Source organism: Desulfotomaculum defluvii, assembly GCF_054657375.1.
The window spans coordinates 15,267-35,902 of sequence record NZ_BAAHYV010000001.1 but is presented as its reverse complement, the minus strand read 5'-3'; the positions used below and the strand labels follow the sequence as shown (position 1 = coordinate 35,902).

Here is a 20,636-nt window from a genome sequence, read left to right as displayed (position 1 = left end):
GGAATCATCATCAGCCTTCTTGTTATTTTTTACGGTTTAATAGATTGCTTACTTGGGATTTGAGAATAGAAATAAACGCTTCCGCAGCCGCAGAAATTGAGCAAGAGGAAGGTATAAAACAGCCATAGAACATCTTGACCGATTCCTCTAGGGGTAAGGTAACCAGAGAATCATCGCTTAATAGCCTGGTGTCAGTGGAAGAGGTTATACCCACTGCTTGACGATTGAGAATAGCATTTTTATATAGCTCCACGGAATTAGTTTTAACTAAGATATTTAGGCGGTTTAAATCCTTAAACATTTGACTGATGATCTTTAGATAAGCTGCAAAATTATAGATCGCAAGGGGTTGTTGATATAAAGCGGCTTTTGTCAATTTTTTCTTTTTTGCCAGGGGAGAATGGCTTGCTACCACTGCGAACATTTCATTTTCTAGGATTTTTTCATAGGTGCCGCTACAGCAAAGAATTTGCTCGTTAAACTGGAATTCTGGCAGAATAAATAGGCCGATATCGATGTCACAGTTATTAATATCTTGAATAATCTCATCCGGTTGCTTCTCCTGAACGTGAACCTCCACCCCGGGATATTGTTTATGATATAAGTCAAGTACTTCTGGCAGCAAATTGCTGCTGATAAAGGGAACTACACTAATGAACAATTTTCCGGTTAAGTTTTGCGGACCAACCTGAGAATAAAATTGTACAGTTGTCAGTAACTCATTGTATTTCTGAAGAATTTCCTGGGCCTTTGCCACCACATCTTCACCGGCTTCGGTTAGGGTAACCCCTTGACGATGACGATTTAAAAGGGGCACTTTTAAATCGTTTTCTAGCCGCACCATGATTTGGCTTAACCCTTGTTGGGAAATAAAAAGTCGTTTGGCTGACAGTGTGATAGATTTTGTTTGGGCCACATCTACCAGATATCGAAGATGATTGATATCCATACAACCACACCTTTATAATGAAAATTCCTTTAATATCAACTAGATTAACACAACCCCTATAGCTAAACAAGTTAACCTAAATCGACACACATGTCAAATAAACGACAAAATTAGTTAGGTTTTTCTTCACAAGTAGTGTGCACTACCGATTTACTGATTCCGGTATGCTAATCTTATATCAATAAATCAGTGATAATTTTCCCAAATAGAAAAGAAAAAAATAGATATCGGAAAGGAATGTTGATGTTTGACTAAACCAATTGCAGAATTAAATTTCATCGACAATATCTTCTACTTCCACGAGCATACCTGGGCCAAGGTTGAAGGCAATTTAGTGAAGGTTGGTATTACTGACTTTGCACAGGATCAATTGGGCAGTATTATCTTTGTGGAATTGCCAAATGCTGGTGAGAACTACAGTAAAAACGATGAGTTCGGTCAAGCAGAATCTGCTAAGACTGTATCTGCCCTCTACATGCCTGTCAGCGGCAAAATTGTAGAGGTAAACAGCGAATTAGAAGAAGCTCCCCAAAATGTCAATGAAGATCCCTATGTCGCAGGTTGGATGATAGTAGTTGAGCCCAGCAACCTGGATGAATTAAAAGAACTGCTTAACAAAGAAGATTATCTAAATCAAATTAAATAGTGCCTTGCACAAAGTATTTTAATCACAATGAAAGGAGACTTCTGATGAGTTTTACAATCTATACAGCCACGGGCTGTACCCGATGCAAGATTATTAAACAACTCATGCATGAACGAGGCATTGTCTTTGAAGAACAGGATATGAAAGCTGAAGGTAAAGAGGCTTTTCAAAAGTTTTATGCTGCTAACCGGAAAGCGATATTTCGTGGTCCCGACGGTGTGGAATTCCCTCTCTTGCACGATACAGGAGTAGGAGTCATTCGCCAGGGGATTGGTGCCTGTGTCGCCTATCTTTACGGTGGAGGTAAACTGGATAGTTTTTTTAGCACAGGAACCCTGCACAAGGAATGGGTGGATGGTATCCACGTTTCCGGCGGCAACCCTGAGGATGCTGAAGGGTTCCTAGAAGTTTTACGTTACATTAAAAAAACCAATAATATGAAGCTCCAGGTGGATACCAATGGTCTCAACAGTTCTATCCTAGAGCAAATATTAGCTGAGGGTTTGGCGGATGTAATGATCATGAATGTCTTAGGCCCTAGAGAACTGTACAGTAAGCTTTTAGGCAAGGAGGTTGATACTACAGAAATTGAGAAATCCTTGTCCATGGTTACTAAGTTCCCCGAGTATAAATTCCAGACTACGGTTAGTCCTGTTGTTCATGAAGACGGTGAAATTAGCTACCTGACTACTAAGGAAGTTGGTAACACAGCGAAATTCATTGCCGAAGCTACAGGTAGTATGAAGAACCCCTATCTAATTAAATTATTTAAGCCTAAAGATTGTAAGGATGAGCGTTTTAATGCGGTAGAGGCAATGGCTGCCGAAGCACTGTTACCTTACCGTACCGCAGCTAGGGCCCATCAGGTTTTTGTAGAAGTTGAAAAGGCATAAAAACAGTGAAACAATAGGCAAGGCCTTATAGCTATTACTGTGAATTTAAAACAAATGCTTAGTTTCATTAGTGTTGCGAAACCAAGAGTTATAGATACTAGATTGTCTGTAACCCTTTTATCAAATAGTAAAACAGGAGGCACAATAACATGAGTTATCCAACCGTATACCCAACCGGGGTTACCGTTTACAATCCCAAAAAATGTTGGAATGGTTATACCATCTTTCAGGCCAGAGAAGTAGGGGCTATGCTCATTGATATGAATGGAACCGAAGTAAATCTCTGGAAGGGGCTGCATGGTTTTCCTAACAAAATGCTGCCAGGTGGCTATGTTTTTGGTCACCTAGGTGAAAGAAACAATAACTTTGGTATGCAGGATCAGACTGACTTAGTACAGGTTGACTGGGATGGTAATATTGTTTGGAAGTTTAACCAGTACGAATTTATCGAAGATCCCGGTGAAGAGCCACAGTGGATGGCTAGACAACACCATGACTACCAGCGTCAAGGTAACCCAGTAGGTTATTATGTACCTGGCATGGAGCCGCTAACCGACAAAGGCAACACTCTGATACTCTGTCACAAAAATATTAGAAACCCTAAGATTTCTGACAAATTATTGTTAGATGATGTTATTATCGAAGTAGACTGGGAAGGCAATATTGTTTGGGAATGGGCTTGTAACGAGCATTTTGATGAATTAGGTTTTGATGAAGCAGCAAAAAATATTCTCTGCCGTGACCCCAACATGAGAACTTCTGGTGGTGGTATGGGTGACTGGATGCACATCAACTCTATGTCGGTACTTGGTCCCAACAGATTTTATGATGCTGGGGATGAGCGTTTTAATCCCGAGAACATCATTATTGATGGCCGGGAAACCAACATTATTTGTATCATTGAAAAGAAAACAGGTAAGATTGTTTGGAAATTAGGCCCCAACTATGATAGCAGTGAAGAACTTAAGAAAATTGGTTGGATTATTGGCCAGCACCATGCTCACATGATTCCCAAGGGTCTGCCCGGGGAAGGAAACATCCTAATCTTTGATAATGGAGGCTGGGCCGGTTACGGTGTGCCTAACCCTGCTTCTCCCACTGGAGCAAAGAACGCTCGTAGGGATTACTCCCGGGTACTGGAAATCGATCCCACCACTCTGAAAATTGTATGGCAGTATACTCCTGCTGAAGCTGGTTTCTTGATGCCAACTGATGCAGAACGTTTTTACAGCCCTTACATCAGTAGTGCCCAACGTTTGCCCAATGGTAACACCTTGATTACTGAGGGATCCGATGGACGTATCTTTGAAGTTACCCCCGAATACGAAATTGTTTGGGAATACATCAGCCCTTATAAAGGTGAAAAAATGCCCACTAACATGGTCTATCGTGCTTACCGTTTACCCTACGAATGGGTACCCCAACTGGAGCGTCCTGTGGAAACAGCCATCGAGCCTGTGGATGTAACCACCTTCCGGATGCCAGGTGCAGCAGCCATGGGTGCCAAGAAAACAACCGTTATAGAAGGCACAAAACCATACCAGGGTGACAGAGCACTTTGTGTAGCTGCTGGAGATGAAGTAGAAGAGTAAAAAACTTATTTATTAATGGGGGGCTGCTGCCCCCCATTATAGCCATTAGCTTTTAGCCATTAGCCCTAGAGTTAGTAAAAAGCAAATAACATATGGCTAATGGCTGAAGGCTAACGGCTATTAAATATAGGGAGGTAAGAGCATGAATTATAAAGCTGTGGTTATTGGCGGTGGCCCCGGCGGCTATGTGGCTGCCATCCGCATTGCCCAACTGGGCGGCAAGGTTGCCGTGGTAGAAAAGGACAAACTGGGTGGTACCTGTTTAAATAGAGGCTGTATTCCTACCAAATCCTTGATTGCTGCTGTGGATAAACTGAAAGCAGTGGAAGATGCAGCTGAGTTTGGTATTGAAGTGAGTAGCCCTGTGGTTGACTTTGGCAAGGTTCAGGCCAGAAAGGCCGAAGTCGTTGAGAAGCTGGTGGGCGGTATTAATTTTTTATTAAATAAGAACAAGGTAGATTTATTTAATGGCGCTGCTAAAATCAAAGCACCCGGGGTAGTAGAGGTTGAGAATGATGGTACAACGCAGGAATTACAATGCGAAAACATTGTAATTGCCACTGGTTCCAGTCCAGCTTTAATTAAGTCCCTGGGGTACAACGGAACCACCATCATCACCAGTGAAGAGGCCCTAGAATTAACTGAAGTTCCCAAAAGCCTTTTAGTAATTGGTGCCGGTGTTATCGGCTGTGAATTTGCCCATATTTATGGTAGTATGGGAACTGAAATTACTATGGTGGAAGCAGCACCGAGCATCTTAGCTATTCAAGATAAAGATATTTCACGTCGTATGCAGACCATATTTAAAAAGAAAAAGTTTAATATTAAAACCAATGTATCAATTAAGAAAATAGAAGAGGTACAAGGCGGTATTCAAGCAGAATTGGAAAGCGGCGATGTCATTACAGCAGAGAAAGCCTTAATTTCTATTGGTCGGACCCTCAATACCAAAGATCTGGGTTTGGAAGAGGTTGGGGTTGCCTTTGGTGAAAAAGGCCAGATATTGGTCAATGACCAGATGCAAACCAACATTGAAGGTATCTATGCCATTGGTGATGTGGTTATGAAATACCAACTGGCTCACGTGGCATCAGCCCAGGGTATTGTGGCTGCCGAAGATATCATGGGTAAAGAGACCCGTATGGATTATAGTGCTGTACCCAGCTGCATTTTTACCAGCCCCGAGATAGCCTCGGTGGGTATGACGGAGCAACAGGTAAAAGATAAAGGAATTCCAGTGAAAACCGGTAAGTTTAACTTTATGGCCAATGGTAAGGCACTAAGCATGGGTGAAGGGGAAGGCTTTGTCAAGGTCGTAACCAACGCCGAAACCGATGTGGTACTGGGTATACACATCATTGGACCCCATGCCTCGGATTTAATTGCCGAAGCCACTTTGGCAGTGAAGAATGGTCTAACAGCTAAAGATCTAGCCGCAACCATCCATGCCCATCCTACTCTGGCCGAGGCCATTATGGAGGCTGCGGAGAATGTTCACGGTTTAAGTATTCACGGCTAGTATTTGTTGGCGGATGTTGAGGAGTGATATTACATTGAAGTTATTAGTTGCACCCTTGGGCGAAATAGATTATTTAGATGCCTTAGCCATGCAGGAAAAGCTTCTGCAATTAAGGCAGCAAAACAAAGTGCCGGATATTATGCTCCTGTTGCAGCATCCGCCAACGCTAACTTTGGGAACCAGAGAAAACCGTCATAATATCATTACTCCCGAAGTGGAGTTAGCAAAGCAAGGGGTTAAAATCTATAAAATTAACCGGGGCGGTGATGTTACTTATCACGGCCCCGGTCAAATTGTTGGTTACCCTATCATCAATCTAAACGGTTATGGTAAAAGTGTGCGGGTTTATGTGGACAAACTAGAAGAGGTCTTTATTCAGTTATTAGGGTATGAATATGGTATTACAGCCGGTCGTGACAGCCAATATACCGGCGTCTGGGTGGGCGGGGAGAAAATCACAGCCATTGGCTGTGCGGTGAAACGTTGGGTCACTATGCATGGCTTTGCCTTTAATGTCAATACCAATTTAAATCATTTTCACTGGATTAATCCCTGTGGTATTACCGATCGGGGTGTCACTTCACTGCAGAAAATCCTGGGACGGCCCCAGGACATTGGGAAGGTAAATGATCAGGTGATTTCACACTTTAGCCGGGTTTTCAACTGTGAAGCAGAGCTTATTGACCGGCAAAACTTACAAAATATTTTAGGAGGGTGTACCCATGAATAAGCGAAAACCAGAGTGGCTAAGGGTGAAATTGCAGGGGGCCGAAAAATCTCAGCAGGTCAAAGAGATGCTCAATCGGTTGTCTTTGCATACCGTGTGTCAGGAGGCTAACTGTCCCAACTTAATCGAGTGTTTTGGTCGTAAGACTGCTACCTTTATGATTTTAGGCAGTGTCTGTACTCGTAATTGTACCTTTTGTAATGTCACCAAAGGACACACCCAAGCAGTTGACCCCCATGAGCCCAGCCATGTGGCCGAGGCGGTTAAGGAGTTGGGCCTAAAACATGCCGTCATTACCTCTGTCACCAGGGATGACTTGCCGGATGGTGGTTCCGGCCACTTTGCCGAGGTTATTAAAAAACTTAGGGCCACCGATGTGATTGTAGAAGTGCTGATCCCAGATTTCCAGGGTGATCGTCAGTCGCTGGCCACTGTTCTTAATGCCAAACCTCATATTCTCAATCACAATATCGAAACGGTACCTAGGTTATATTCCACTGTGCGCCCAAAGGCAAACTATGCTCGTTCCCTGGAACTTTTGAAAAACTCCAAGGAACTTGATGCCAGTATCTTCACCAAATCAGGCATCATGGTTGGTTTAGGCGAGCAGGAAGAAGAGGTTATCAACGTTTTGCGTGACTTACGGGATGTTGACTGTGACTTACTGACCATCGGTCAGTATCTGGCCCCCTCGGCCAAACACCATGAAGTTGTCGAATATATCCACCCGGACCTGTTTAAAAAGTATAAGGATGCGGCTTACAAAATGGGCTTCAAATATGTGGCTTCAGACCCACTGGTAAGAAGTTCCTACCATGCTGCAGATGTTTCAAGTGTTATTAAATAAGAAAAAGGTAATACCTTGCATTAATAATAAAAGGTGTGGGGCTTTACTTTTGGCGATTCTTCCCCTTGTGTTAGAATAAAGGCTGGTGGACGAACCGTTGGAGGAGGGTAGTGGGATGAAGGAACATGAAGCATTACTTACTACATCACCCTGGGTAAAAGCTCAATTCCTTAGATCCGAAAATATGAGCAAAGAGGATCTTGCCCTTATACAAAGAATCGGTGAAAAGAAAAAGTATCCTAAAGGCACTATCATCTCAGGTATGGGTAGTCGGGGTGACTACATGTATTATGTATTGAAGGGGACAATTCGAAGTAGTCTATTGAGTTCGGATGGTGTAGAAAAGCCGGTTTGTTATGTTACTCCTGGTTGTTTTGTTGGGGAAGAACCATTTTTTCATGGACAGCCAACTATATATAGTGCCTTAGCCATTGAGGATGTTGAGGCCATTGAAATAGACCGTAAGTTTCTAAAAGATATTGTTGCCAGCCCCGGGTTAGCCCATGTATTACTGAACTCCCTAAGTTTTAAATCCCGCATCCTGGCCAGCCAGATCGAAGACTTGGCTTTTCGTAACACGGTAGAAAAGGTTTCTCGAATCCTATATTGTATTCTGGCGGAAACTCCAGAGGGCAAGGAGAAACATAAGTCAATTCATATAAGCCAACAGGAATTAGCAGGCATTGCCGGTGCTCATCGTGTATCCATAACCAATGCTATTACTCAGTTAAAAAAAGATGGTGTAATTAAGACTGCTAAGGACGGTTCAATTATTGTGATTGATTGGGAAAAACTTAAAGAGAAAGGGTTTGGCATGTAGCAGTAGCCCTTAGCCCTTAGCTAATCTAATCTAAAAACTAGCTCATGCCTTTAATGGTGCTAGGCACTTGCTCGCTTGTAAAGTTGGTTTGGGTTATAAGTTTGCTCCCTGCGGAAAATTTATCTAGGTTCTCGCCTAGAGTTTTTATGCTAATAACTAATGACTAATAGCAAAAATGGGGTAAGGTTCGTCAAAAATGCAAGCCTTACCCCATTTTTTTTAAATTATAGACATAGGGCCTTGATCTCAGCTATGATCTGTTGGTTTGTAAAGCCCTTTAGATCTGCTGCACCGCAGCGGCATGTAGAGGAACAAGCACCGCAACCCTGACAGAGACCTGTATTGATGGAAGCTACTGTTCGTAGTGTTTCTTTACCGTGGGACATATCAACAATTGTCTTGGCCTCAATTGCATTGAAGGGGCAAACATCCTGGCAGGCTAGGCAGCCTGTGCATCGTCTTTCATCAATTTGCGATACCATTGGGTTGGTAGCCAGTTCATCCTTAGATAACAAAATAATAACCTTTGCTGCAGCGGCACTTGCTTGGGAGACTGTATCCGGAATATCCTTTGGCCCCTGACAACAACCTGATAAAAAAATGCCGCCAGTGTTGGTTTCCACAGGCTTAAGTTTAGGATGGGCCTCTTGATAAAAACCATCTTTATCAGTGGAGAAACCAACCACCTTGGCTAAATGGTCGGACCCGAGGCTAGGTACAATTGCTGTGGCTAATACCACTAGGTCTGCCTCAACCTCCACTGGTCGACCCAGTAGCGTATCGGCACCCCTTACCACTAATTTTTCACCTTTGTGATATATCTTGGATACCCTACCTCGAATGTAACAAGCACCCTCCTCCACCGAACGTTGGTAAAATTCTTCATAGCCCTTTCCGGGAGTTCGCACATCCATGTAAAAGACATAGGCTCGGGCTCCTTCAATCTTCTCCAAGACTTGATGGGCGTGTTTCGCAGTATACATACAGCAGGCCCGGGAGCAATAGGATTTACCCTTTGTTTCATCCCTTGAACCAACACATTTGATAAACACAACACTTTTGGGTTCTTTATTGTCCGATGGTCGGAGTATTTTACCACCTGTGGGACCAGAAGAATTTAAGAGTCGTTCAAACTGTAAGCTGGTGATAACGTCTGGGTACTTACCGTGACCATATTCGCCGTAGGATCGACTCCAATCAAATAAATCGTAGCCTGTAGCCATCACCACGGCGCCTACTTCTATATCAATGAACTGATCAGTATCTTGATAATTAATCGCCCCGGCCTGACAAACCTTCTGACATACACCGCATTTGCCGCTTAAAAGCATACGACATCCCGTGGGATCAATAACCGGTTTGTTTGGTACTGCCTGGGGGCTACTAATATAGATGGCTTTTCGCACCCCCATGTTCAGGTTATAATTATCACTAACCTTGGCAGGACATTTTTCCCAACAGGAGCCACAGCCTGTACATTTTTCGTGGTCTACGTATTTAGCCTTTTGTTTAATGCGTACCTTGAAGTTACCAATATAGCCACCCACCTCGTAGATCTCAGCGTGGGTATAAAGTTTAATGTTGGGGTGCTGTACCACAGCAACCATTTTGGGGGTAACTATTCAGCCGCTGCAATCTAGGGTTGGAAAGGTTTTGTCAAGCATAGCTGCTTTACCGCCGATAGAAGGTTCGCGCTCCACCAGCACTACTTCATGTCCTGCATCGGCAATATCCAGGGCAGTCTGCATTCCAGCGATACCACCACCAATTACCAGTGCTCGCTTAGTTACTGGAATCCTATCTTCATAAAGGGGTTCCGTATCGGTGGCTTTGGCCACCGCCCGACGCACAAGGGCAAGGGCCTTTTCATTAGCCTTTTCCTTATCATGGGCGTGTACCCAGGCGCATTGTTCTCTAATATTCGCTATTTCAAGCATGTACGGATTAAGGCTGGCCCTTTCTAGGGTTTTTCTAAAGGTCTGTTCATGCAATCTTGGGGAGCATGAGGCCAATACGATTTTGTCGAGACGATGTTCTTTGATTTTCTGTACAATTAAATCTTGCCCAGGAACCGAACACATATATTTGTAGTCAGTGCTAAAAACCACTCCGGGAAAGTTAGCAGCAGTTGCCGCTAACTGTGATACATTTATGACACTACTGATGTTGGAACCACACCAGCAGATAAAGACACCAATACGGTTCATAGCTTCACCTTCTCCTTAGCTGCTAATTCTCTTTAAGATGGATCGTGCGATACCTAGATCGATACCCAGGCAATTGGGTTCTATCCCTAGGGCTAGACCTAATAATTGTGTAAAATAAAAAACAGGTATGTTATGATCGATGTTATAAACTTTTTTAATTTTTTCTTGCTTCATATCTAAATTAAAATGACACTGGGGGCAAGCATTGATAATACAGTGGGCACCAGCATCTTTTGCACTGGTTAGAATATCATTGACTAACTTTAAAGAAATATCCTCATTAGTTAAGGATAAAGAACCACCACAGCACTCCACTTTATGGGTCCAATCAACGGTTTCAGCACCTGCAGCCTTCATTAGGTTATCCAATACCTGAGGATCCTCGGGATCATCGATGTCGACCACATTGGCGGGGCGAACCAGTAAACAGCCATAATAGACTGCAACTTTTAAGCCCTTTAAGGGTTGCACTACCTGGGAAGTAATTATATCGGGATTCAAGTTAGAAAAAACCTGGATAAAGGATTTGATTTTAACATTTCCATTATAAGGTTGGCCAGTGGCCTCGTTGATTTTTTGCAGTAGATCAGCATCACCAGTCAATTTCCAGTTAGCGTAGGATAGAGATTGATAACAGGCAGCACAGGGTGAGGTTACATCCAAACCCATTTTTTCTACCATGTGTAAATTGCGAGAACATAAAGCTATTGGTAGATACTCACTGGAAGCATGGGCGGCACTGGCGCCACAGCAATTCCAATCCGGTATCTCTACTAATTCCACACCCAGGAATTCACTGACGACCCGGGCAGATATGTCATATTCTTTGGCCATGGTCTGTAAAGAGCACCCGGGATAATATGCGATCTTCACGTTACTTCATCTCCAACTTCTTAATATTTTCCATGATTTTTACAATTTCTTTACTTCCTTTTATTTTGTGAGGCATAAGATTTAATTTACCGCGGGAAATCATGTTTAGCCCAAGCCTAGCATTATTAAAGGGGTTGTGTAAGTTAAGATTGTATTTGAGCATCATACCCATTTCGTAGGAACGGCCGTATTTTCGCAAAGAATCTAAGAAAAGTTGGTTAAACAGAGAAACGTTTCTCCCCCTGCCGTTGGGTTGAATACCCTGCTGTAGCGCTAGGGATCTTAGGCTATCCATTAGTTTCGCTAAATCAAAGCCACGGGGGCAACGGGTGGAACAGGTAGCACATGTGGCACAAAGCCAAATTGTCTCTGTATGAAGTGTCTCATTTAACAAACCTAACTGTAACATTCTTATAATTTGATTGGGTGCAACATCCATAGCGAAGGCCACTGGGCACCCAGCTGTGCATTTGCCACATTGGTAACAATGTTGAATATTCTGCCCCAATTGATTTATTAACTGATCATTATTTGGATTTGTATCATTAAAAGTAATGATATCCATTAAAAGACCTCCCTTATAGTTGTCCTCAAAAATTCAAAATAGGTCACAAATTATGATATTTCTCATTATTATACTATGATTTATGGATCTTGCTTACGTTTATAACTATTTTATATGGTTAAAAAATTTTATTTAATAAATCTGAAATCATTTTGTTAGTTTCGTCACTAATAATGAATATACATTTCAGGAAATAGTTAAGTATGGTAAGGGTGGTAGTTGGTGAAAAAGATGATAGAATATTATACATATTATAAAATTAAATACAGATATTCAAGTTAAAAATTAGTGTTTTTAAGGAGGAATTACCAGTGCCCTTTATAACTGTAAATTCTATCCAATGTCACTACCAAAGGAATATACCTGCCACCAATAAGCCAAAGCAAGGGCTGCTCTTTGTTCACGGTGCAGGTGGTAGTCATCAGAACTGGCATTTTCAACTAGCTCATATGAGCGAGGATTATTTGCTCATTGCATTGGACCTACCGGGACATGGACTGTCTGAGGGTAATGCACTGGATCGAATTGAGGCCTATAGCCAATTTATCAAAGATTTTTCTGAACTAGTTCTAGATACCCCTTTCTTTCTAGTGGGTCATTCAATGGGTGGAGCCATCGCCATGGATTTTGCCTTTAATTACCCACAGAAACTGGCAGGGCTTATTTTGGTGGGAACCGGCTCCCGACTTCGGGTCATGCCGCAATTACTGGAAACCTTTAAAAATAATGAACACTTTCTGGGATTGGAAAAGTTTTTATACAGTACTGATACGCAGCCGGCAACTTTGTTACGTGCCAAGGAGGAAATGGAAAGTGTTCATCCCTCCGTATTCTTTGCGGATTTTACTGCTTGTAACCTTTTTGATGCAACAGACAGGCTAGAAAATATTAAGGTGCCTACTTTAGTGATATCTGCTGATATGGATGTTATGACTCCTATTAAATACGGTCAGTACCTTGCTAATAAAATACCTAACTCTCGAATGAAAATAATAGCTGGAGCTGGCCATATGATGATGCAAGAGCGTCCTAAGGAGTTTAACCAAACAGTTGAGTCATTTATGGAAGAGCTTGATAAGATCGGTGATAAAGGGGAAAGATAACCTTTAAGCACCTAGATATTTAAAAAGCTATTAAAAAACATTGAGTAGTAGAGCTTAGAAGAACCCAAAATATAGGGGGGACTTGTATGCCTGTTATAACCATAGACATTGGTAAACTGTCAAAGGAACAAAAGGAAAAAATGGTGCAAAATATAAGCCAAGTTGCCAGTGATATCTCCAACATACCATTACAGGCCTTTGTAGTGTTAATTAAGGAATTAGAAGCTGACAATGTTGGGGTTGGGGGAGTACTTCTTTCCAATAAACATTAGCACTATGCGACAGGGGGGACGGTTCTCCCTGTCGCATATTTTTTGGCAATCAGAAAAGTATAAACTTCTCGATATGCATAAGGGCAAACTAGGCTTCGGCCTGCGTCTAAAGACTTGGCGCAAGCCAAGTCCTTCTAATAGTTTGAATTAGGATTTTAAATATTAGGTAATGACCTGGACGATATCGTCGGGTAAGGTCAACTGAAAAGACATTGGCTCACCAGTTCTGGGATGTAGGAAAGCCATTCTATCGGCATGTAGGCAGTGGCGAGATATTATGTCCGTTGGTCCGCCGTAAAGCTTATCACCTACTAAAGGGTGGCCTAGGTGAGAGAGATGAACTCTTATTTGGTGGGTTCTCCCGGTTTCCGGTATTAGACGGATCAACGTACAATTCGTAAAGTATTCCAGAACTTTAAAATGGGTAATTGCCGCTTGACCTTCAACGGATATTTCCCTTTTTGTTGTTTTTCCCTCACACTTTTTCAATGGTAGATCAAGGGATTTTTCTTGGTCAACTACCCTGCCATGAACCAAAGCCACGTATGAGCGGGTTAATTGCCTGCACTGTCTTTGCCGAAAGAGCCTTTGTGCACTGTAGGAGTTTTTGGCAACTAGCACTAGACCAGTGGTGTTGCGATCAATACGATTAACAGCATGAAAGGTAGCCTTTTCATTATTCCTTGACCAATGATAAATTAGGCCGTTGGCCAAGGTTCCAGCAGGGTGTGACAAGGTAGGATGAATACAAATCCCGGCTTGTTTATTCACTAAAACAATATCCATATCTTCATAAATAATATTAAGAGCTAAGGGCTCCGGAGCAAGATACTCATTTTCCTGAGTATCAGGGTATATTAAAGTAATTTCATCCCCTGTGTTAACCACCTTACGCCAGGTAACAGCATCCCCATTGCATAATATTTCGCCCTGATTGCGAAGTTTTTTCAGGGCTCTTTCAGAGATGTCTTTATATTTTAAGAACTCCCTAATTAATTTACCATTTTCACTAGACTCAACGTAAAAAACGACCTGATTATTTGCACCTTCCAAGGCACATCCCCCCAAATGCGACAGCGGGGACGGTTCTTGCTGTCGCATTTATTTATTGCGACAATCAAGAACCGTCCCCGCTGTCGCGTTTTTCTGGATCCAAAACATTCTATAGAGTAAAGAGGTTGCCCCTAGGGCTAGACCCACAATGAGTCCTCCCCAGTAGCCGAAGGGTCCCAGGTTGGTATAAAGGGAAAGAAGATGACCTACGGGCAAGCCGATAACCCAGTAGGAGGTAAAGGCCACAAGAAATGAAATATTAACATCCTTATACCCCCTGAGTATGCCTTGTACCGGGGTAGCAATGGCGTCAGAAAGTTGAAAGAATATAGCATATATTAAAAACTGCTTGGCCATTTGAAATACAGCTTTGTCGCTGGTATATATACCTGCCACTTGTTCACCAAAGAGCAACAGGCCAATACCGCAACAGACAGCCATGCCTAGGGCAATTCCTAAACCTAGAAGGCTGTACTGTTTTGCATCGGCGTATCTCCTTGCACCTACTTCAAATCCAACAGCGATGGTGAGGGCCATGGAGATGCTTAGGGGTATCATATATAAAAGTGAAGCAAAATTTAAGGCTGCTTGGTGGGCTGCAATGGTAATAGTATCATATTGACTCATTAATAATGTTACCCCGGAGAAAACACTTGTCTCAAAAAAGATAGTGAAGCCAATGGGAATACCTAACTTTAGTTGTTCCTTCCAGTGAAACAAGGAAACAGCAGGAATTTTATTAAATATACCATAATCTGAAAAGGGTTCAACACGGTGCACCACATAAAAAGCAATTAGCAATATACACCAGTAGGTAATTGCTGTTGCATAGCCTGCACCAACTCCACCCAGACGGGGGAAACCCAGCTTCCCAAAAATCAAGAGGTAATTTAAACCTATGTTAATGGGTAATGATAAAAGTGTAATAAACATGGACATCCGGGTTTGCCCTAAGGAGTCCATAAAGCAGCGCAATATGGTATAGATAAACATGGGGGTAATGCCAAAGGAAATCCCCATCAAATAGCGCCTTGCAATATCTCGTACAGAGGGTTCCAAGTGCATGGTATGCAAAATTGGCTTAAGAGCAAGGGAACCACAAAAAATAACAATTAAAGAAATTGCTACGGCTATATAGGTCCCCTGAATAACTGCGAAGGGGACTCTCTTTTTTTGTCCAGCTCCAACTAATTGCGCAATAATGGGAGTTATGGCTAATAAAATCCCCGTGATCCCTGTGAATATGGGCATCCAAAGACTGGAGCCAATGGCCACTCCCGCTAAATCCCGAGTGCCAGCATTGCCAGACATAATCGTATCGATAGTAGCCATTGATGAAAGAAGGATTTGGGTTACTAAAATTGGCCACAAAATAGCCAAAAATTGCTGGTTTTTTTCCCTTAGGGATAAAGTTTGTCTCATTTTCTAACCTATTCCTTATTTTTGTTAACATTATTATAGTATGAACTATTTTTTAAAAAAGGGAAAGGGTTTGGTTTTCTTGAATAATGATATAAAAGCATTCGGGGGGTGTAGCGATGATCTGCCCTAAATGTAAATGTGAATATAGAGAGGGTTTTTCCCTTTGCGCTGATTGTAAAGTGCCCTTGGTTAAAGAACTAAAGCAAGAAAAGACTAAAATTGGCCCAGTTAAATTAGTTACTGTATTTTCTTCAATGGATCTTGGAGTGGTTGCAGTGGCGAAATCCCTTTTGGAAAGTTCGGGCATAATGTATTTTGCGAAGGGAGAGTCGCTCCAAGGATTATTTGGGGTAGGAAATATAGGCTTTAATGTAATATCAGGGCCTGTCCAAATACAGGTAAAGGAAGAGGATGTGCAAGACGCTAAGATATTATTAGGGGAGTTATAAAAATGGATGTAATTAAATGTATCAATCAACGAAGAAGTATACGTTCCTTTAAAAATCAGCCTGTACCAATGGAGGTTTTGCAAGAATTAATTACCCTGGGAACCAGGGCTGCCACGGGTTCTGGCTATCAGCCCTGGGGTTTTGTGGTAATTCGTGACCAGGCTGAGATTAAAAGAATTTCTGATCTGTCAGTACAGCATTGGTTAGCAAACCAAGACCGTTTCCCTTATATGAAGCAGTACAAAAGTGCGATGATCAAGGAAAACTATAACATGTTTTACAATGCGCCCTGTTTATTAGTGATTTATGGAGATAGCCGTTCTCACTGGCATGTTTATGATGGTGCTCTAGCCGCGGGTAACATTATGCTGGCAGCAATGAACTATGGCCTGGGTACTTGTTGGATTGGTAATGCAGAAAATGTTTGTGATTTCCCGGAGTTTAAGGCTAAATATAACGTGCCAGATAGTTACAAGGTTGTGTGCCCCATGATCATTGGTTACCCGAAAGCAGAGCTCCCAGATGCCAAGCGTAAGCCTGCATTGATCTTCCATATGTAATATTCTATTAGTCGTATGTGTGAAGACTTCCCCACTAACCAGGGAGACTGAGACTATGGCTGATAGTTAGCTCTTAACTAACTGGACAGAAACGGAGACAAAATTATGGCAATGGGTGTAAGTATACGGGATGCTCTGACATTGGATGTTCTTAAAGGTGCACAAATAATAGCAGGTCAAAAGGGTTTTGATAAGATCATTAAACGGGTCAGTGTCATTGAATGCCCTGACTGTGAAGATTATAAAGAATTATTGAGAGAGGGGGATTTCTTTCTAACTAGTTTTTATGCGGTAAAGGATGATCTAGAATGCTTGTCAACCACCGTAAAGATCTTAATAGAATCCGGTTCCAGTGGTCTTTGTGTACTAGATCTATACATGAACGATCTGCCGGAAGAAATTAAGACATTGGCAAATAGAAAAAGGTTTCCGATACTAATGATCTCTAAAGACTTGCCCTATGCAGAGATTATTACGGAAATTATGGATTTAATTATTCAGAACAAAGAGAATATCATTATTGAAATGCAAGTGGATAAGCTTTTGTTAGAAAGGGATAAACATAATCTCAGGAGTTTAGCATATCAGATCAATCCTAAATTCTCTGAATATGTCTCAGCCATTTATTGTACCGGGACCAAAGAATATAATATAATTATTTCAAAACTTAAGGAAAGCTATAAGGGGCATCCGGCCTGGTCGGTTCTTTCGTACAAGACAGGAGTTCTTATATTGGTAAGTACATCAGATAATAACTCTTTGATAACAGAAATAAACTACATTAATAAAACCATTGAAGGATCGGCGAAGGAGTATAATCTTGGAGTTAGCAGACAGTATAAAGGGCTGGATAATCTTGGAGTATGTATTAAAGAGTCTATCCATGCTAACAGCTTAGGCGAGAAGGTTCTTGGCCAAAAAATAACCAATTATAAGGACTTAGGAGTCTATAGAATTTTATCTATTCTGAAGGAATCTCCGGAAGTTAACGAGTTTCATGACGAGATTATTCTGCCTATACAAGAATATGATAATAAAAATAATACTCAATTGTATAAAACAGCTCTAGCCTATATCGAAAATGATGGGGATGTTAATAGGACCGCCCAGGAACTATTCCAACATAAAAATACCATTCGCTATCGCTTAACGAAGATCAAAGAAATCCTAGGGATGGAAGGATTAGAAGGAACCTTTTACGAACAGCTATCGGTGGCTGTTAAAATTCATAAAATGTTGTAGCACTTGTTTATTTTACAAAACAAGTGCTTTATTTTTGTAATTTTGACAAAGGTCGCTGCAAAATTATTGTCGAAATACACCAAATAACTTTGTATATGTATAAAATGTTGTACATATTCATGCGTATAAAATAAATGCTGTTAAACGGTACCCTGAGTTAGCAGTACATGGGGGTGACAAGGGAGGAAGGATTGGTCTAGCAACAATAAATATTTACTGGAGGTGTATTCGTGAATAAGAAAAGAATAATTGCATTAATTATGTTAATAGCTTTTGTTTTAACTGTAACCACTGGCTGTGGGGGTGGCAATCAAGCAGATTCCGGAGCACAAAAGGCCAAAATTGCCTATTATGCCTTTAACAGTGAGCCAGTGTTGGACTGGGATCCTAGCGTGGAATTCTCCAATGGTATCGTAGTGATGAATAATATCTATGAAACTTTGCTAAGGTTTGATCCTGTGGAAAACAAAGTTATTCCTGTTTTAGCTGAAGAGTATAGCAAATCCGAGGATGGCTTGACCTGGGTTTTCAAATTAAGACAAGGTGTTAAGTTCCACGACGGTACAGAAATGAAAGCAGATGCTGTTAAGTTTTCCATTGAAAGAACTAAGGAAATTAACCAAGGTGCTGCCTATATATGGGATTCTGTCAAGGAAATCAATATTAAGGATGACTATACAGTAGAATTCAAACTGAGTTATCCCGCACCTTTAGATTTAATTGCCAGTTGTGGTTATGCAGCCTTTATCATGTCTCCCAAAGTGGCTGAACAACCGGAAGATTGGTTCACCAAAGGCAATGAAGCAGGTACCGGCCCGTATAAATTGCAAAGTACCAAGATGGGTGAAGAAGTGGTACTAACACGATTTGATGATTATTGGCAAGGTTGGGAAGGTAACCATTTCGACAAAGTGATTATTAAGAAAGTTGCAGAGACTTCATCCCGGCGTCAGTTAGTTGAAAAGGGCGAAGCTGACGTAACCATTGAGCTGCCCTATGAAGATGTTGAAGCATTAAAAAATAATGCCAATGTGCAAATTATGGAGGCACCTGCGTTCCAAAACCTATTCTTCTGTTTGAACACCGAGAAAGAACCTCTCAATAATAAGCTAGTTAGGCAAGCCCTATCCTATGCTTTCCCCTATGAAGATGTGGTGAAATATTCGATGGGCAATTATGCCACCCAGGCAAAAGGTCCTATACCTTTTGGTCACTGGGGTCATGGTGAAAACCTATTCCAGTACAAGCACGATATCAATAAAGCTAAAGAACTGTTGACACAAGCAGGATTGCCCAATGGTGGCTTTAAGCTACTCTTAACCTACATGTCCGGGGATGAAGCAGAAAAGAAAGCTGCGGAGCTTTATAAGGCAGAGCTGGCTAAACTTAATATTGACTTGGAAGTCAGGGGTATGCCCTGGGATAGTCAGTGGGAGATGGCTAAGAGCAAGGATCCCAAAAACAGACAAGATATTCTAGGTATGTATTGGTGGGTGGATTATGCTAGTCCCTACAGTTGGTTGTATAGTATCTTCCATTCCGAAGAAGAAGTTTTATTTAACTTGAACTACTATAGAAATGAAAAATTCGATGCTTTAATTGATGATGCCAATGCCAAGAGTGGTATTGACAGGGCAACTGCTGAGAAGATGTATATTGATGCTCAAGAAATGCTGATTGAGGATGCTCCGTCCATCTTTACCTACGATAAAAAATATGTTTGGGTCTTTAACAAGCAGTTTAAAGGCCTCAAAAGCAACGCAGCCTACCCCAATACCATATTTTTCTATGATACCTACCGTGAATAAAAACCACTAATAAGGGGCTATTAAATAGCCCCTTACACTTTCGTTTTGCAAAGGAGGGCAGCGAGGTGCGTTCATTTATTCTTAAAAGACTAGGCTTGGGCCTTTTAGTTTTGTTAGGGGTTATTTCAGTAACCTTTTTTATTACCCGAGTCATTCCATCGGACCCCGCGGCAAAATGGGTTGGGCCCCGGGCCACTCCCCAGCAAATTGAGGCAGCAAGGGGAGAGTTAGGCTTAGACCAACCCTTATATGTGCAGTTCGGCAAGTATGTGGTGGATTTAAGCCAGGGAGATTTCGGAAAATCCCTACGCAGTCACCAACCTGTGGCTGATGAGTTAAAGGCCTATCTCCCGGCCACCATTGAGTTGGTTGTCCTATCCACAATCATTGCTGTATTCCTGGGTATTCCCCTGGGTGTACTTTCAGCCAAGAGAAAAGATCAGATGGTGGATCACTTCAGCCGGATTTTTTCAGTGGGGGCGGTGTCTCTGCCCACTTTTTGGGTGGGTCTTTTCTTACAGTTGTTGTTTTACCGCTATTTAGAAATTCTTCCTTTGGGAGATCAATTAAGCACCGATATCAAACTACTGTATGAGATTCCTAATATTACGGGTTTTCTGCTGTTTGACAGTTTAATAACTGGAAACTTTGTGATTTTACAAGATGTCTTAATCCATATGATTTTACCTGGTATAACCATTGCTTTATACCCATTGGGGTTGGTGGCCAGAATGACCCGTTCTGCTTTGTTAGAGATTCTCAACGAAGACTATATCAGTGCCGCCAGGTCTTACGGTCTGCCAGAGCGTCTGGTCTTATGGAGATACGCTTTAAAGAATTCCCTTGGCCCCACTGTTACCGTAGTTACCCTGTCCATTGGTTATACACTTGTGAACACATTTTTAATTGAAGCTATTTTTAGCTGGCCGGGGATTGGTAGTTATATTTCTTCTGCTGTAATCAGTTTGGATTACCCTGCCATTATGGGTGTAACCATCTTTTCAGCCATTGCTTATGTTATCTTGAATTTGATTGCTGACTTCATTATTGCGTTGGACCCACGTGTTCGGACTTAAGAGGGGTGAAACA

General features: G+C 41.8%; 20 protein-coding genes. 14 read left to right on the top strand and 6 right to left on the bottom strand.

Features of this window, described 5'->3' with window-relative positions; all coding sequences use genetic code 11:
• Positions 1 to 22 precede the first annotated feature (22 nt).
• A complete protein-coding gene (locus ACYQ03_RS00160) occupies positions 23 to 949 on the bottom strand; it encodes a LysR family transcriptional regulator (RefSeq protein WP_459906719.1) in 927 nt (308 codons plus the stop codon).
• Between the two features lie 247 nt (positions 950 to 1,196).
• Here ACYQ03_RS00160 and gcvH point away from each other — a divergent pair, with 247 nt between their 5' ends.
• From gcvH to ACYQ03_RS00125, 7 genes are all read left to right on the top strand, one after another.
• Positions 1,197 to 1,595: a glycine cleavage system protein GcvH gene (gene gcvH, locus ACYQ03_RS00155; protein WP_459906717.1), complete on the top strand. Its 399-nt coding sequence runs from the start codon at positions 1,197 to 1,199 to the stop codon at positions 1,593 to 1,595.
• A 44-nt stretch (positions 1,596 to 1,639) separates the two neighbouring features.
• On the top strand, positions 1,640 to 2,488 hold the full coding sequence (locus tag ACYQ03_RS00150) for a hypothetical protein (protein WP_459906715.1): 849 nt from the start codon (positions 1,640 to 1,642) through the stop codon (positions 2,486 to 2,488).
• Between the two features lie 149 nt (positions 2,489 to 2,637).
• A complete protein-coding gene (locus ACYQ03_RS00145; RefSeq protein ID WP_459906713.1) occupies positions 2,638 to 4,080 on the top strand; it encodes an aryl-sulfate sulfotransferase in 1,443 nt (480 codons plus the stop codon).
• Between the two features lie 142 nt (positions 4,081 to 4,222).
• The gene (gene lpdA / locus ACYQ03_RS00140; protein WP_459906711.1) at positions 4,223 to 5,599 is read left to right on the top strand and encodes a dihydrolipoyl dehydrogenase; all 1,377 of its coding nucleotides are present in this window, start codon (positions 4,223 to 4,225) and stop codon (positions 5,597 to 5,599) included.
• Between the two features lie 34 nt (positions 5,600 to 5,633).
• Positions 5,634 to 6,329, top strand: coding sequence for a lipoyl(octanoyl) transferase LipB (gene lipB / locus ACYQ03_RS00135; RefSeq protein WP_459906709.1), 696 nt, complete (start codon positions 5,634 to 5,636; stop codon positions 6,327 to 6,329).
• Positions 6,322 to 7,173, top strand: coding sequence for a lipoyl synthase (gene lipA / locus ACYQ03_RS00130; protein ID WP_459906708.1), 852 nt, complete (start codon positions 6,322 to 6,324; stop codon positions 7,171 to 7,173). Before lipB ends, lipA begins: the two co-directional genes overlap by 8 nt.
• 115 nt (positions 7,174 to 7,288) lie before the next feature.
• On the top strand, positions 7,289 to 7,993 hold the full coding sequence (locus ACYQ03_RS00125; RefSeq protein ID WP_459906706.1) for a Crp/Fnr family transcriptional regulator: 705 nt from the start codon (positions 7,289 to 7,291) through the stop codon (positions 7,991 to 7,993).
• A 224-nt stretch (positions 7,994 to 8,217) separates the two neighbouring features.
• Here ACYQ03_RS00125 and ACYQ03_RS00120 read toward each other — a convergent pair whose 3' ends face one another.
• Genes ACYQ03_RS00120 through ACYQ03_RS00110 form a run of 3 tightly spaced genes read right to left on the bottom strand, consistent with a single transcriptional unit; the run spans position 8,218 to position 11,638 of the window.
• Complete coding sequence (locus ACYQ03_RS00120; RefSeq protein WP_459906705.1) at positions 8,218 to 10,200, bottom strand: FAD-dependent oxidoreductase; 1,983 nt, start codon at positions 10,198 to 10,200, stop codon at positions 8,218 to 8,220.
• Positions 10,201 to 10,215: 15 nt separating this feature from the next.
• The gene (locus ACYQ03_RS00115; protein ID WP_459906703.1) at positions 10,216 to 11,073 is read right to left on the bottom strand and encodes a CoB--CoM heterodisulfide reductase iron-sulfur subunit B family protein; all 858 of its coding nucleotides are present in this window, start codon (positions 11,071 to 11,073) and stop codon (positions 10,216 to 10,218) included.
• A gap of 1 nt (position 11,074) precedes the next feature.
• Positions 11,075 to 11,638, bottom strand: coding sequence for a 4Fe-4S dicluster domain-containing protein (locus tag ACYQ03_RS00110; protein ID WP_459906701.1), 564 nt, complete (start codon positions 11,636 to 11,638; stop codon positions 11,075 to 11,077).
• A gap of 311 nt (positions 11,639 to 11,949) precedes the next feature.
• Here ACYQ03_RS00110 and ACYQ03_RS00105 point away from each other — a divergent pair, with 311 nt between their 5' ends.
• Both ACYQ03_RS00105 and dmpI read left to right on the top strand, forming a co-directional pair.
• Positions 11,950 to 12,741, top strand: a complete 792-nt coding sequence (locus ACYQ03_RS00105; protein WP_459906699.1) for an alpha/beta fold hydrolase — start codon at positions 11,950 to 11,952, stop codon at positions 12,739 to 12,741.
• Between the two features lie 86 nt (positions 12,742 to 12,827).
• Positions 12,828 to 13,013, top strand: a complete 186-nt coding sequence (gene dmpI / locus ACYQ03_RS00100) for a 4-oxalocrotonate tautomerase DmpI (RefSeq protein ID WP_459906697.1) — start codon at positions 12,828 to 12,830, stop codon at positions 13,011 to 13,013.
• A gap of 162 nt (positions 13,014 to 13,175) precedes the next feature.
• Here the strand turns inward: dmpI and ACYQ03_RS00095 are convergent, their stop codons facing one another.
• A complete protein-coding gene (locus ACYQ03_RS00095) occupies positions 13,176 to 14,066 on the bottom strand; it encodes an RluA family pseudouridine synthase (protein ID WP_459906695.1) in 891 nt (296 codons plus the stop codon).
• A 48-nt stretch (positions 14,067 to 14,114) separates the two neighbouring features.
• The gene (locus ACYQ03_RS00090; RefSeq protein ID WP_459906693.1) at positions 14,115 to 15,488 is read right to left on the bottom strand and encodes an MATE family efflux transporter; all 1,374 of its coding nucleotides are present in this window, start codon (positions 15,486 to 15,488) and stop codon (positions 14,115 to 14,117) included.
• Positions 15,489 to 15,604: 116 nt separating this feature from the next.
• Here ACYQ03_RS00090 and ACYQ03_RS00085 point away from each other — a divergent pair, with 116 nt between their 5' ends.
• The 5 genes from ACYQ03_RS00085 to ACYQ03_RS00065 all read left to right on the top strand — a co-directional run bounded on the left by ACYQ03_RS00085 (position 15,605) and on the right by ACYQ03_RS00065 (position 20,623).
• Positions 15,605 to 15,937 (top strand): putative signal transducing protein, encoded by a 333-nt coding sequence (locus ACYQ03_RS00085; RefSeq protein WP_459906691.1) that lies wholly within the window; start codon positions 15,605 to 15,607, stop codon positions 15,935 to 15,937.
• A 2-nt stretch (positions 15,938 to 15,939) separates the two neighbouring features.
• Positions 15,940 to 16,497 carry a nitroreductase family protein gene (locus ACYQ03_RS00080; protein ID WP_459906689.1) on the top strand — a complete coding sequence of 186 codons (558 nt, stop codon included), beginning with the start codon at positions 15,940 to 15,942 and terminating at the stop codon, positions 16,495 to 16,497.
• A 105-nt stretch (positions 16,498 to 16,602) separates the two neighbouring features.
• The gene (locus tag ACYQ03_RS00075; protein WP_459906687.1) at positions 16,603 to 17,739 is read left to right on the top strand and encodes a PucR family transcriptional regulator; all 1,137 of its coding nucleotides are present in this window, start codon (positions 16,603 to 16,605) and stop codon (positions 17,737 to 17,739) included.
• 230 nt (positions 17,740 to 17,969) lie between these two features.
• Positions 17,970 to 19,547: an ABC transporter substrate-binding protein gene (locus tag ACYQ03_RS00070; protein WP_459906685.1), complete on the top strand. Its 1,578-nt coding sequence runs from the start codon at positions 17,970 to 17,972 to the stop codon at positions 19,545 to 19,547.
• A gap of 65 nt (positions 19,548 to 19,612) precedes the next feature.
• Complete coding sequence (locus tag ACYQ03_RS00065; protein WP_459906683.1) at positions 19,613 to 20,623, top strand: ABC transporter permease; 1,011 nt, start codon at positions 19,613 to 19,615, stop codon at positions 20,621 to 20,623.
• Positions 20,624 to 20,636 lie beyond the last annotated feature (13 nt).